Here is a 13,774-nt window from a genome sequence, read left to right as displayed (position 1 = left end):
AAATTTTAAGAAAACAACTAGCATGAATTTATTTTTTGAAGAGTCGGGCGATTTCAAAGCGGGCACAGTATTGTCGCAAGCAGGTGAAGCTTATCAAGTGGAATTGGCAAGTGGTAAGCGCTCTAAGGTGAAAGCGAAAGACGTTCTTTTGCAATTTACATCGCCAGATGCCGCCACATTGTTAGAGCAAGCAAAAGCGCAGGCAAGTGAGATTGACTTAGAGTTTTTGTGGGAAGTCGCTGGCCAGGAGGAATTTGGTTTTGCTGAATTAGGTGCAGAATATTTTGGTCACGCACCGCAAGCAACGGAAGCCGCCAGCTTGATTTTAGCTTTGCATAATGCACCATTTTATTTTTACAGAAAAGGTCGTGGTCGCTATAAAGCCGCTCCCGAAACCGCATTAAAAGCGGCGCTCGCAGGGATAGAGAAAAAGAAACAACAAGCGATTGTTCAAGCGGCTTATGTGGAAGAACTTAAGCAATTGCGCTTACCTGAACAATTTAAAGCACTTGGTTTGCAACTATTATTTAAGCCAGATAAAAATAGTATTGAATATAAGGCGATGGTTGAAGCTTGCTCTGCATTGCAAATGAATCCAGCGCGCTTGATGTTGGCAACGGGTGGTTTGCCAAACGCGAAGCAGTTTCATTTGTCTAAATTCTTGTTAGAGAATTTTCCTAAAGGCGTGGGATTTCCAGCCACTGACTTACCGGTTTTGCCTGAGAATTTACCGGTTGCCGATGTTCAAGCATTTTCAATTGATGATGTCACTACGACAGAAATTGATGATGCGTTTTCTATTACTACTATCGACGAAAATACGGTCAAAGTTGGCATTCATATCGCCGCACCTGCTTTAGGTATACGACCAGGTGATGCGCTCGACCAGATTGCGCGTCATCGTATGTCCACTGTGTACATGCCGGGCGACAAAATCACCATGCTACCTGACGCTTTGGTGGATATTTATACCTTGGGAGAAGGGCAGACTCGACCCGCCGTTTCTTTGTACGTCACTTTAAATACGCAAGAATGGCAGATCTTGGCGACAGAGACCAAGATAGAAGCGGTGCCGATGTCGGCCAACTTGCGTCACAACGATCTTGATGCTTTGGTTACAGAAGAAAATCTGGCGAATGATGCCGGTGAGTACCCACATAAAGCGGATCTTGCTTTGCTGTGGAAATGGGTACAAGTTTTGGAAGCGGGACGTATGGCCAAACGCGAGAGTTTCGGTTTGAAACCTGAGCAGACCAATCGCGTTGATTTTAATTTTTATGTAGAAGATGACGTGGTTAGTATTGTGCGTCGCAAGCGCGGTGCGCCGCTTGATAAAATCGTTGCAGAACTCATGATTTTGGCCAATAGCACGTGGGGTAAATTACTGCATGATCACGGTATCCCTGGCATTTATCGTGCGCAGGGCGGTGGTTCTGGTGGTTGGGCAGCGAAGATGCAAGTGCGTATGGTGACGCATGCCGCGCCGCATCAAGGCTTGGGTGTCGATCAATATGCTTGGAGTACATCTCCATTACGTCGTTACACCGATTTGGTGAATCAGTGGCAAATCATCGCCTGCGTACAGCATGGTGTAACGGCAGCATTGGCTGCACCATTTAAACCTAAAGATGCGGACTTGTTTGCCATCGTTTCTAGTTTTGATGCCGCCTATGCTGCGTATGGCGATTTTCAGACGAATATGGAACGTTATTGGTGCTTGCGCTGGTTGGCTCAAGAAGGTCTGCGTCAAGTCGATGCGGTGGTGTTGAAAGACGAAGTCTTGCGCTTGCTAGAGATCCCACTGATTATTCGTCTGCCAGGTATGCCGCAAATCGCCCGTGGCGCTCAGGTGCGTCTCGAAATCCTGCGTTGGGATGAATTAGATCTGAGCATCGAAGCGCGTTTATTGGAAATGCTGACGACCGTGACGGACGAGGACTTGGAAGACGTTGCGGAAGAGGATCTAGAGGATGCAGGCGCTGTAATCGATGTGGGCGCAACTGAGACTGGAACTGAAACTGAAGTGGGATTGGAGGCGGAAGAAACCAATCCTAGCGATGTAGATATTGAGCTGCAAGTCTCTAGCTCTGTCGCGACAGTCGAGGATGAGGCAAATACTAGTTCAAACTAATGTACTTAATGTACTGGCGTATGAAGCATATGCAACTGCTGGCATAGGATTTATTGGATGAATTTGTGAAAACGATACTTGATAATTTGATTTTAAGTGCGGCTATTTTAGTGTCCGTACTGTTTCACACCGTGGTATTGCTGGTGCATTTTGTCATGCCTAAGCCCGAGGAAAATAGCGCAGTTGATTCGGGATTGGAAATCATTTTGGTCAATGCCAAACATGATAAGCGCCCTATGAATGCTCAGGCTTTGGCACAGGTGAATTTAGATGGCGGCGGCGCGCATGACGACGGACGGGCTAAATCACCGTTGCCAGATATGCGTCGTACCGAAGATGGCGATAATGTGCTGGTGGCACAACGTAAAGTACAGGAATTGGAAGAGCGTCAGCGGCAGTTGATTGATCAGGTACGTAATGAAACTCGCTTTAAATCACAACGTATACTGGACAAAAAACAGTTAGAGGATAATCAGCCACAAGAAAATGGACGTGATCCAGTTGATAGCAATAAAGCTTTAGCGCGCTCCATCGCTGAGATATCGCAAACCATAGAAGACCAAAATAAACGACCACGTAAAACTTTTTTATCCCCCAGCACGCAAGCGGTGGGGCATGCGATTTATTACAAAGCATTGCAGAAAAAAGTGGAAGATGTTGGGACTTTAAATTTTCCGCAGCTGAATGGAAAAAAAATGTATGGGGAAGTCATTATTTATATCCCTATCTTTCAGGACGGCACGATTTATGAAAAAGGTGGCGGCCCTAAAGTTGAAAAGACTTCAGGCAATCCAGCTCTAGACAGTGCCGCTTTAAAGATAGTGCGTAAGGCCGCTCCGTTCGGTAATTTTCCGGCGAATATGCGATCTAAGGATAAGGATGATATTTGGATTGTGATTACTCGATTCAAATTTACCCGTGATCAATTATTAGAAACAGAAATGCGCGGAGGGGCGCAATGAGCTCGCTAGGAAATCGCGCATTGCCAGACCAATATGCTGTGTTTGGAAATCCCGTGCAGCATAGCAAGTCACCTTTTATTCATGCCTTGTTTGCAGAGCAAACTGCGCAGTCTATTGTTTACCAAAAACATCTGGCACCACTCGATGGTTTTGCTGATGCGTTGCGTGCTTTTATCGCTGCCGGCGGAAAAGGAGCCAATGTCACGCTGCCATTTAAATTGGAAGCCTATGCATTGGCGACCACACTCAGTGAGCGCGCTGCGATAGCGGGTGCGGTTAATACCCTGAGTTTTCGAGGTGAAGAAATAGTCGGCGATAACACTGATGGTGCTGGATTGGTCAGGGATATCGTGTTGAATGCGGGCGTTCCGATTGCTGGCGCGCGCGTGTTATTAATGGGTGCGGGTGGTGCGGCGCGTGGTGCATTATTGCCCTTGTTGGCAGAACGGCCTGCTCGTCTGGTGATTGCAAATAGAACCTTAAGTAAAGCACAGGAATTGGTGCAGCTTGCGATGGCAGTGAATCGCAAGCAAAGTGCTCTTTCCTCATCGACCTGGGATCAATTAAATGAAGAATTTGATTTGATCATTAATGCGACTTCCGCGAGTCTATCTAGTGAAGTGCCTCCGATACCAGTCAGTGTCTTTGCCAAATCTTGTTTGGCCTATGACATGATGTATGGAAATGAGCCAACCAGTTTTATGCGATTTGCGCAGCAACAGGGCGCTCGTGTTAGAGATGGCATGGGGATGTTGATTGAGCAGGCCGCAGAGGCTTTTTTTGTGTGGCGCAATGTACGTCCAGATACTCGGGCTGTGTTTGATAAATTGCATGCGCAAATGAGTGAGGCAGTTGACGCGACTAAATCAACGGCAAGGTTGCACACATGAAGAAACGTATTTTTTGGTGGCTAGTGCTATTGCCTTTGGGTTTGTTTATCTTGGTGCAGTTGTATTTCTTAATCCATATTTTATGGTGGATAAAACATAACCCTTCGTCAACTAGTTTTATGCGTCAACAAGAAGCTATTTTGTTAGAAAAAAATCCTAAATTTGTCTTGCAGCATAAATGGGTTGCTTATGATCGTATTTCGAATAATTTAAAACGTGCCGTTATTGCTTCGGAAGACGATGGTTTTTCCGAACATGAAGGTGTGGATTGGGAGGCGATGCAAAAAGCCTTTGAGAAAAATAAGAAAAAAGGCAAAGTAGTGTCGGGAGGTTCGACGATTACGCAGCAGTTGGCAAAGAATTTATTTCTCTCGGGCGAACGTAGTTATGTGCGCAAGGGACAGGAGCTGATCATTACCTATATGCTGGAAATGTGTATGGATAAAGAGCGGATTTTTGAGATTTATTTGAATGTGGTGGAGTGGGGCGTTGGGGTGTTTGGTGCGGAAGCGGCGGCTAAACATTATTATGGTGTGAGTGCAGCGGGTCTATCCGCTTCTCAAGCCGCACGCATGGCAGTGATGCTACCTAAGCCACGTTACTATGACAAAAACACTGGATCTGCTTATTTGCAGAAACGCAGTGAAATTATTTTGCGCCGTATGAACTCATCTGAGTTGCCGTAGCGAGCCAGGAGTTAAGTATGATTAATGTATTTGTATTGCATAACGGACGTCTCAGTCAAATCCATATTGAGAGCCGTGAAGATTTGGAAAATACCTTACCGGTTTGGGTTGATCTTACTGATCCAAATGAGGAAGAGCGCGAATGGGTTAAAGGCATTTATGGCGTGACCTTGCCGGGTGAAGATGAAGTTAAAGATATCGAAGCGTCTGCCCGTTACTATGAAGCAGACAATGGTGACTTGCATTTGCGCACCGATTTTCTGATTGATGATGACGATGATGATGAACCTGCACGTACCGTCACGGTGGCTTTTATTTTGGCGCGTGAGATTTTGTTTTCGGTGCATACCGTTGATTTGCCAGTGTTTCGTCTGGTTCGTATGCGTGCTCGTTCTCGCCCTGGTTCGATTGCCGATTACAAAGATGTGTTGATGGATTTGTACGCGACTGATGCGGAGTATTCTGCGGATGCGCTGGAAGGTATCTATCAAAATTTAGAAGATGTTAGTCGAGCTGTTTTGCAAAAGGATTTTTCAGATCAGGATGCTGCGGTGGCCTTGAATGCGATTGCGCAAGAGGAAGATTTGAATGGTCGTATTCGTCGCAATATGATGGACACACGCCGCGCGGTCAGTTTTTTAATGCGTGGACGTTTGCTCAATGCCGAACAGTTCGAAGAAGCCCGGCAAATTTTGCGTGATATTGAATCTTTGGACGGACATACTTCTTTTCTGTTTGATAAGATTAACTTCTTGATGGATGCGACGGTCGGTTTTATTAATATTAACCAGAATAAGATTATTAAAATCTTTTCAGTTGCCTCGGTGGCGTTTTTGCCGCCTACTTTGATTGCTAGTATTTATGGGATGAACTTTAAAGTTTGGTTCCCAGAATTGGAATGGTCTTTGGGTTATCCATTCGCGCTGGGATTGATGGTGGTTTCGGCGATTACGCCATTTTGGTACTTTAAACGTCGCGGTTGGTTGAAATAGTAATTTAAGTAAAAAAAGCAGAGATTTTTGCTTTCTTGGAACATTTTGCCTAACCAATCTGACTTGCTATGCTTTGGTATAAGTTTATTAATGATTGTTAATGATTGTTAATGCAGCTATTGAGAAGGTAAATTTCCTTTCTGGAAACTTATGTCTATTGTAAAATTAAAAATAAGAATTCATTGCAAACGGTGTAGTTTTAAAAGAACTGGCACTGTAATAAATCAGCTTAGCTGATTCTCTTAACGAATTTCGGTGGCGAATAGGCATGACACAACAAGAAAAAAATCCTGCACAAGAAGCTGGTGCAAACCTAAGCGCCAGTTCCGATAAGGTCGCGCAGCACAGCGCAGGTAGCTCTGTGGGCGGTTCTGGCGCCAGTAGCACTAATAAGCTTTCAGGCTTAGATGTGAAAGTTATGCCTAGTCATGTTACGAATCAAGCTCCACATCAGGCTCCACATCAAGCGCCAAATGTTGCTGCCAATAGCACTGTCAATAATGCGCCCCCAAATGTCGCTCATAGTGCAGCTCATACTCCAACCCAGACTCCAATCCAGACTTCAGCTCATACTGCGCCTGCGAACCCAGTTAATCCGGCGGCTAATGCAGCGGCGCACAGTGCAAGAAACCCTGGACCGAATAACATAGGATTTGGTTCTGGTATACGTGAAGACTTATTGCATCGCGATCCCTTGTTGGACTGTTTGGTTGAGCTGACGCGGATTCATGGAAGACCTAGTACTCGTGCTGCACTTACCGCGGGTTTGCCTTTGTTGCCTCAAGGTTTAACACCCTCTTTATTTGCACGAGCCGCTGCACATGCTGGTTTTTCTGCGAAAGTAGTGCGACGAGATCTTTTGAAGATAGACCCTGCCTTATTTCCAGCGATCTTACTGCTCAAAAATAATGAAGCCTGTCTGCTGCAATCTTGGAGTGCAGATGGTAAGACGGCTCAATTATTGATGCCGGATTCAGGGCAAGGTGCGATCAACTTAACCCGTGAAGAATTGATGGGGCGATATACCGGTGTCGCTATTTTTTCACGACCTCATTTCCGTTTTGATCAACGCACGCCGCCTTTAGTTGAAGTGCCTCAGCGACATTGGTTTTGGGGAGCGATTTTAGAGCAAAGTCCGATTTTTAAAGATATTTTAGCTGCCGCATTGTTGATTAATCTGTTTGCGCTGGCGATGCCTTTATTCACCATGAATGTGTATGACCGCGTGGTGCCGAATTTTGCCGTGCAGACCTTGTGGGTATTTGCAGGTGGTATCACTTTAGTTCTGGTATTGGACTATGCAATCCGTTTATTACGAGGACACTTTATCAGCCTGGTAAGCAATCGGATTGATCTTAAATTATCTGCTTTGATTATGGAGCGGGTATTAGGAATGCGCATGTCGCAACGTCCTGCTTCGGTCGGCGCTTTTGCTTCGAATTTACGTTCTTTTGAGACGGTACGTGATTTTATTGCGTCGGCTACCGTGACCGCTTTGATTGATTTGCCGTTTGCAATTTTGTTCTTGTTTGCTTTGGTATGGATTGCCTGGCCCATCGTACTCTTGCCTATTATCGGTATTATTATTGTGGTGATTTATAGCTATATGGTGCAGCACAAGATGCGGGAATTGTCAGAGACAACCTTTCGTGCCGCTGCTTTGCGCAATTCGACTTTGGTTGAGAGTTTGACCGCGCTAGAGACAATCAAAGCGCACGGCGCCGAAAGCCAAATGCAAGCCAAATGGGAAAAGACCACAGCGTTTTTAGCTAAAGTAAATTCCGAGTTGAAATTACTTTCTGCGTCTAGCATGAATGGCGCTTCACTGATTCAACAATTGGTGAATGTTGCGGTGGTGGTCGCTGGCGTGTATTTGATACAAGAGAAAATGATGTCCATGGGTGGCTTGATTGCCGCGACCATGTTGGCAGGTCGTGCGATGGCGCCAGTCGCTCAAGTCGTCGGTTTGATGTTGCAATTTGAAGGTGCAAAAAACTCTCTGGCTTCGCTGGAAAAAATCATGGCAACGCCAACCGAAAGAAGTGATGAAACTGCCTTCGTTCACCGACCTGAAATTAAAGGTCAGATTGAGTTTAGGAATGTGCATTTCAGCTATCCTGGCCGTACCGAGGAAGCTTTGCGCGGTGTTAGTTTTAAAATTACACCGGGCGAACGTTTAGTCATTATCGGCAGAATAGGTTCGGGTAAATCGACATTAGAGAAACTCATTTTAGGCTTGTACACACCGAGTAAAGGTTCCGTATTATTGGATGATGTTGATTTACGTCAGCTCGATCCAGCCGATTTGCGTCGTAATCTCGGTTATGTGGAACAAGATTCTATGTTGTTCTACGGGACCTTACGAGAAAACATTACGATTCGTGCGCCGTATGCCGATGACAGTGCAGTGGTAGCGGCCGCTGAGTTGGCTGGTTTGACTGAATTTGTTAATAGTCATCCTGAAGGTTTTGACATGCTCATTAGTGAGCGTGGTGAATCTATTTCAGGTGGACAAAGACAAAGTATAGCCATTGCCCGTGCCGCTTTATTAGATCCTCCGGTGTTGTTGCTCGATGAGCCAACCAGCGCCATGGACTATCCTTCCGAGGCGCAATTTAAGGAGCGGATTGCACGTTATGGTCAGCATAAAACCATGATTATTGTGACGCATCGCCCAAGTTTAATGGATTTAGCAACGCGAATTATCGTGGTTGATAGTGGTGTTATCGTTGCTGACGGCTCGCGCGATAAAGTGATGCATGCGTTGCAAACGGGTCAAATTGGAAGAGCAAAATTATGAGTTTCTGGCGTCGTTTAGGACTAGCAATCATCGCTCTGCTGGAAAAGCTGCGACTTAAATTTATGTTGTCTCCTGGCGGTTGGCTGCAACGCTGGAAGGATAATGTTGCGTTGCCAGAGTCGGATTTTATGCATGATGCAGAAACCATCATGATTCAGCAAGAACCAATACGTGCTCGGATTTTGCTACGTTCTGTGCTGTTTGTTTTTGTCTTGTTTCTGTTGTGGGCGGCAGTGGTACATGTCGATGAAATTACGAAGGGTGAAGGAAAAGTGATTCCTTCGCAGCAGCTGCAAATTTATCCTAGTCTGGATGGCGGTATCGTGACTGAGATTTTGGTAAAAGAAGGTCAGGTTGTGAACGAGGGACAGGTCTTATTACAAATCGACACGACACGTTTTGAATCCTCAGTAAAAGAAAATCGCTCTTTGTATTTATCGTTAACCGCAAAAGCGGCACGCTTGCGCGCGATCGGTGAAGGTAAAGCTTATTCACCGCCAGAAGAGGTGGTGAAAGAAGATCCCAAGACCGCTGAAGAAGAGCAGCGCTTATATGAAACGGCAACCTCTGAATTGAATGCGCAAGTATCGATTGCTCGTCAGCAGTATGAACAACGTAGCCAAGAGCAAGCAGAGGCCAGTGCGCGCCAAAAACAAGCAAGCAATGCGTATGAATCAAGCTTGAAAGAATACAACGTCACTAAGCCATTGTTGAGCACTGGCGCCGTGTCTGAGGTGGAGTTATTACGTTTGGAGCGTGATGTGTCTCGTTTCAAAGGTGAGCGTGATGTCGCCGCAGCGCAAATCGCGCGCTCAGGCGCAGCTATGAATGAAGCGATGCGCAAGATTCAAGAAGTGGAACTAGCCGTCCGAAATAATGCGAGTAAAGAATTGTCCGAAACGATGGCTCGACTGAATTCCTTAATTCAAAGTGGCACGGGTTTGGCAGATAAGGTTAAGCAGTCGGCGATTCGGTCCCAAGTGCGTGGTACGGTGAAGCGATTATTGGTGAATACGGTGGGTGGCGTGGTGCAACCTGGGCGTGATGTGGTGGAAGTCGTGCCTAGCGAGGGTCGATTGATTTTGGAAGCCAGAGTGGCGCCAAAAGATATCGCATTCTTGGTGCCAGGGCAAAAGGCGGTGGTGAAGTTTACGGCCTATGATTTTTCTACTTATGGTGGTTTGGACGCCAGACTCGAACACATAGGTGCTGATTCAGTGACTGATGAGCGCGGCAATACTTTTTATACCGTACGCGTATCGACCGAAAAATCGACACTGTCTGGTGGCCAACCGATTATTCCGGGTATGGTTGCTGAGGTCGATATTATTACCGGAAAAAAATCCATATTGACGTATTTATTGAAACCTGTCCTGCGCGCCAAACAGGGCGCTTTTACTGAGAGATAGGTGCCTAATTGCAACAGCAAAATCTTTTTATGATGCATTTTTTTTGCTCCGAAGACCTGCAAATTCCCTTGGGTTTGAGTAAGGCTTTTCCTGATATTCAGTTGCTTGATCTTGCGCCCGCTGCGAATGTCAGCTCCGCCACTTCGATTGTGTGGTTTCACTTGCGTCCAGGCCAAACGGTGGCGCAACAAATGCAGACCTTGAAACAAAAAATGCCCAGTGCATATTTTGTGGGGATGAGTGATTTGCCTAACGATATGGAAGCATTAGCGGTGTTTTCCTTGATGGCAAAGGGCTATTGCAATACTCACGCTGGGGCTGAAGTTCTGCTCAATATTGCCGGCGTAATACAGCAAGGTGGCGTTTGGATAGGCGAATCTCTCATGCAAAAATTGCTGGGTATGCCTCCAGCGCCGCCTCAACTGGAAGTCGTTGCGGAAACTTGGTCAGGTGTGTTGACGGGGCGAGAAACCGAAGTGGCAAAAGCGATCGCGGTGGGTGCCAGCAATAAACAAATCGCCACTCAAATGGGAATTACGGAGCGTACCGTCAAGGCGCATGTGGGTGCGGTGCTCGATAAGTTGAAGCTGAAAAACCGCTTGCAACTGGCTTTGTTGGTAAAAGATCGTTAAATCTTTGTTTTCTAGTACCTTAGTACAATTGGCTTAATCTTTACCTGTTGTTACATTCTGGACATTCACTTTTTACGTCTGGAGCTCTGTAATGGCAAATTCGACAAGCATTATCGGTAAAGTAGTTGCACTGCAAGGTCAGGCAATCGTTAAGTCTCCAGACGGCAAACAGCACCAGCTTAAAGTGGGTGATGTGGTCTATGAAAAAGACGTGATTGTCACCATGCCAGGCGCGCATGTTGAATTAGCCTTTGATTCCGGTCATACATATGCCATCCGCCAAAATGAAACGGTGAGTCTGGATGCTAGCGTGTATGCACCTTCCCAAGTCGAAGTGGCAAATGCTGCTTTGTTACCTCCAGATACATCAGCACAAAACATCGCGAACGCGGTGGTCGGTGAAAATAGTCTCGACAAATTATTAGAAGAAACTGCCGCTGGTCTTACTGGTGGCGATGTCGGTGAAGGTAATAGTTTTGTTCGTTTAGATCGTATTGCTGAGAGCGTCACGCCTGCAAGTAATGATGCAGCACCTTTGATTTCTTCAACGCCGTCCAATTTTGTTAATCAGGCGCCACCAGCGGATGCCACAGTTGAAGTTACTTCAGTTTCATCCGCCAGCGCGACAGAGGGTGGTGCTTTAAATTTCGTGGTGCAATTATCCGCACCAAGCAACCAAGTCACTCAATTGAATCTGGCTCTATCATCAGGATCAGCCACGGTTGGCGTTGATACTAACAGCCAATTGGTATCTTTTGATGGTGGACAAACTTTCGTTGCGTTTGCTAATGGTGCGGTTACTGTTCCTGCGGGAGTGAGTTCGGTATTGGTGCGTGTTAATGTTGTGACTGATGGTCTATTAGAAGGCAATGAGAATCTGTCATTGTCTGCAAGTACTTCTGCAAATACTTCCTTGGTGACAGGTACTGGTTCCGTCATTGATGCTGCTGTGCCCAACATTAGTATTAGTGGTCCTGCCGAAGTCAATGAGGCGGCTGGTGTGGTGAGCTTGACGATCACCTTGAGTTCAGCGAGTCAGGCATCCATTTCTGTCAACTATGCCACGGCCAATGGTAGTGCTATCGCTGGCAGTGACTTCACGCCATTGGTTGGGAATGTTGTATTTGCTCCAGGTGAAACCAGCAAGACTATTTCAATTCCAATTACAACGGATCGCGTTTTTGAAGGACTGGAAAACTTCAATGTTAGTTTATCCAATCCGACAAACGCTTTAATTGGTACTGGTAGTGCCACTGTCGGTATTCGTGATCAGGCACCTGAAGTTAGTAATATTTCTAATCCAGTGGTTATTGAGGGTGGCGCGTTAGTATTTGATGTTAGTTTGAGTGGTAGTAGTACTACGCCAGTTCAAGTTACCGTCAATCTGGCGTCTGGCAGTGCGACTTTAGGTGTTGATACTTCGGGTCAAGAATATTCTGTGGATGGCGGTGTAACTTGGAGTCCTTTGGGTGGCACTGTCACTGTGCCACCAGGTTCGACAGGCTTTCAAGTCCGTGTTGGTACTGTAGTTGATGGTTTAGTCGAGGGTAGTGAGACGATAAGTTTATCTGCGTCCACCTCGCAAAATAATACGCCTTTGGTTGGAACGGGGACGATTAACGACGGTGATGTTACGACAGTAAATATTAGTGGTCCAAGTGATGTCAATGAGGCTATTGGCACTATTACTTATACTATTTCTTTGAGTGCGCCAAGCCAATTGCCAGTTACGGTGAGTTATTCAAGTCGTGATGGCAGTGCATTGGCAGGTAGTGATTATTCCGCAATTAGCGGAACAGTGACGTTTGCGCCGGGTGAAACTACAAAAACCGTAACGGTGTCGATAACTAATGATGCAATTTATGAGGGCGCTGAGAATTTTAGTTTGAATTTGTCAGGCGTGGTGAATGCAAGTATTGGAAGTGGCACAGTTGTTACCACCATACATGACGACGGTACGGGCACCGGCGGTACTGACGATGATAGGATAATCGTCACAAATATCTCTAACCCAACGGTCACAGAGGGAGGGGATTTAGTATTCACGGTGAATCTAAGTGGCGCTGGTGTGGTGAGCACTCCAGTCAGTGTGAATGCTGTATCGGGCTCTGCCACACTAGGTCTTGATACAGGTAATCAAGAGTTTTCTGTCGACAATGGTTTGACTTGGAATCCGCTCACTGGCAGCGTTCTTGTTCCTGCTGGTTCAAATAGTTTCCAAGTGCGCATTGCAACTTTGGTTGATGGCATTATCGAAGGTACCGAAACGATGGGTTTGTCTGCAGCGACTGCGCAAAACTCAGGTCCTGTCACTGGTATCGGCACCATTTTAGATGGCACAGTTGCTACGCTTAGTGTCAGCGGTCCTGCGAATGTGAATGAAAATGCGGGAACTGTCACTTACACCGTGACTTTAAGTGCGGCGAGCATTGCACCTGTTACTGTCAATTACGGAACAGTTAATGGAACGGCTATCGCAGGTAGTGACTACTCCGTCACTGGCGGTAGTTTAACTTTTGCTCCGGGTGAAACTTCTAAAACAGTTACCGTAGCCATCACGAACGACAGTATCACTGAAAGTCTTGAATCCTTCCAATTCGTGATTAGCGGGGCGAACAATGCTGTGTTAGGGACTAGCTCTGTTAATACTAATATTATCGATGATGATGCTCCGAGTGTTTTAGGCGTAGAACCGGGTGCTCCGGGTGTTGCCGATAATAATGTAGTTGAAGGAGCGAATCTGGTTTATACCGTTACGTTATCGCAAGCGACGACAAGCGCGACTACTTATGCGTACAGCTTAGGTGGTGGCACAGCGACAGCCGGTAGCGACTACAACGCCACACCAACGTTCAGCAATGGCGTCACCTTAGTCGGTGGCAATTTGATCGTTCCAGCCGGTGTGGCGAGCTTCACCGTCACCGTCGCGACCATCGATGATGCAGTCGTCGACAGTGCCTCACCAGAAACTTTACCGTTGGTGATTGCTGGTGTGACTGGTGCCGGCGGTATCTTAGACAATGACCAACCGACGATTACGACAGTCGAACCAGGTGGCCCAGGTGTCGGTGATGACAATGTGGTCGAAGGTAATAACTTGGTGTACACGGTCAGCTTGTCAGGCACCACCACAGTAGCGGGCACCTATGCTTACAGCTTAGGCGGTGGTAGCGCCACAGCCGGCGCTGACTACAATGCGACACCAACGTTCAGCAATGGCGTCACTTTAGTCGGTGGCAATTTGATCGTCCCAGCCGGTGTGGCGAGTTTCA

General features: G+C 46.5%; 9 protein-coding genes. All 9 read left to right on the top strand.

Annotation, left to right across the window (positions count from 1 at the left end; translation table 11 throughout):
* Window positions 1-22: 22 nt before the first annotated feature.
* Complete coding sequence (locus ACFFJH_RS04170) at window positions 23-2,131, top strand: ribonuclease catalytic domain-containing protein (RefSeq protein ID WP_390210297.1); 2,109 nt, start codon at window positions 23-25, stop codon at window positions 2,129-2,131.
* A 65-nt stretch (window positions 2,132-2,196) separates the two neighbouring features.
* The gene (locus ACFFJH_RS04165) at window positions 2,197-3,093 is read left to right on the top strand and encodes an energy transducer TonB family protein (RefSeq protein ID WP_390210296.1); all 897 of its coding nucleotides are present in this window, start codon (window positions 2,197-2,199) and stop codon (window positions 3,091-3,093) included.
* Window positions 3,090-3,983, top strand: coding sequence for a shikimate dehydrogenase (aroE, locus tag ACFFJH_RS04160; protein ID WP_390210294.1), 894 nt, complete (start codon window positions 3,090-3,092; stop codon window positions 3,981-3,983). Before ACFFJH_RS04165 ends, aroE begins: the two co-directional genes overlap by 4 nt.
* Window positions 3,980-4,669 (top strand): monofunctional biosynthetic peptidoglycan transglycosylase, encoded by a 690-nt coding sequence (mtgA, locus tag ACFFJH_RS04155; RefSeq protein ID WP_390210293.1) that lies wholly within the window; start codon window positions 3,980-3,982, stop codon window positions 4,667-4,669. The genes aroE and mtgA overlap by 4 nt, the downstream gene beginning before the upstream one ends.
* Window positions 4,670-4,686: 17 nt before the next feature.
* On the top strand, window positions 4,687-5,661 hold the full coding sequence (gene corA, locus ACFFJH_RS04150) for a magnesium/cobalt transporter CorA (protein ID WP_390210292.1): 975 nt from the start codon (window positions 4,687-4,689) through the stop codon (window positions 5,659-5,661).
* Between the two features lie 268 nt (window positions 5,662-5,929).
* Window positions 5,930-8,461 carry a type I secretion system permease/ATPase gene (locus tag ACFFJH_RS04145; RefSeq protein WP_390210291.1) on the top strand — a complete coding sequence of 844 codons (2,532 nt, stop codon included), beginning with the start codon at window positions 5,930-5,932 and terminating at the stop codon, window positions 8,459-8,461.
* Window positions 8,458-9,870, top strand: a complete 1,413-nt coding sequence (locus tag ACFFJH_RS04140; RefSeq protein ID WP_390210289.1) for an HlyD family type I secretion periplasmic adaptor subunit — start codon at window positions 8,458-8,460, stop codon at window positions 9,868-9,870. Before ACFFJH_RS04145 ends, ACFFJH_RS04140 begins: the two co-directional genes overlap by 4 nt.
* 29 nt (window positions 9,871-9,899) lie before the next feature.
* A complete protein-coding gene (locus ACFFJH_RS04135; protein WP_390210286.1) occupies window positions 9,900-10,502 on the top strand; it encodes a response regulator transcription factor in 603 nt (200 codons plus the stop codon).
* A gap of 91 nt (window positions 10,503-10,593) precedes the next feature.
* The coding region (locus ACFFJH_RS04130; RefSeq protein ID WP_390210284.1) for a retention module-containing protein at window positions 10,594-13,774 on the top strand (3,181 nt) is incomplete at its 3' end.

Origin of the sequence: Affinundibacterium danionis (assembly GCF_042432465.1) — a bacterium.
GTDB lineage: Bacteria > Pseudomonadota > Gammaproteobacteria > Burkholderiales > Burkholderiaceae_D > Undibacterium > Undibacterium danionis.
Note: the sequence above shows the minus strand (reverse complement) of the source record. Positions and strands in the feature narration are given on the sequence as shown.

Excerpts from the sequence above, each read along its gene's own strand:
- ACFFJH_RS04170 (WP_390210297.1), top strand. The coding sequence starts at position 23 with ATGAATTTATTTTTTGAAGAGTCGGGCGATTTCAAAGCGGGCACAGTA.
- ACFFJH_RS04135 (WP_390210286.1), top strand. The coding sequence starts at position 9,900 with ATGATGCATTTTTTTTGCTCCGAAGACCTGCAAATTCCCTTGGGTTTG.
- corA (WP_390210292.1), top strand. The coding sequence starts at position 4,687 with ATGATTAATGTATTTGTATTGCATAACGGACGTCTCAGTCAAATCCAT.
- ACFFJH_RS04140 (WP_390210289.1), top strand. The coding sequence starts at position 8,458 with ATGAGTTTCTGGCGTCGTTTAGGACTAGCAATCATCGCTCTGCTGGAA.
- ACFFJH_RS04145 (WP_390210291.1), top strand. The coding sequence starts at position 5,930 with ATGACACAACAAGAAAAAAATCCTGCACAAGAAGCTGGTGCAAACCTA.
- aroE (WP_390210294.1), top strand. The coding sequence starts at position 3,090 with ATGAGCTCGCTAGGAAATCGCGCATTGCCAGACCAATATGCTGTGTTT.
- mtgA (WP_390210293.1), top strand. The coding sequence starts at position 3,980 with ATGAAGAAACGTATTTTTTGGTGGCTAGTGCTATTGCCTTTGGGTTTG.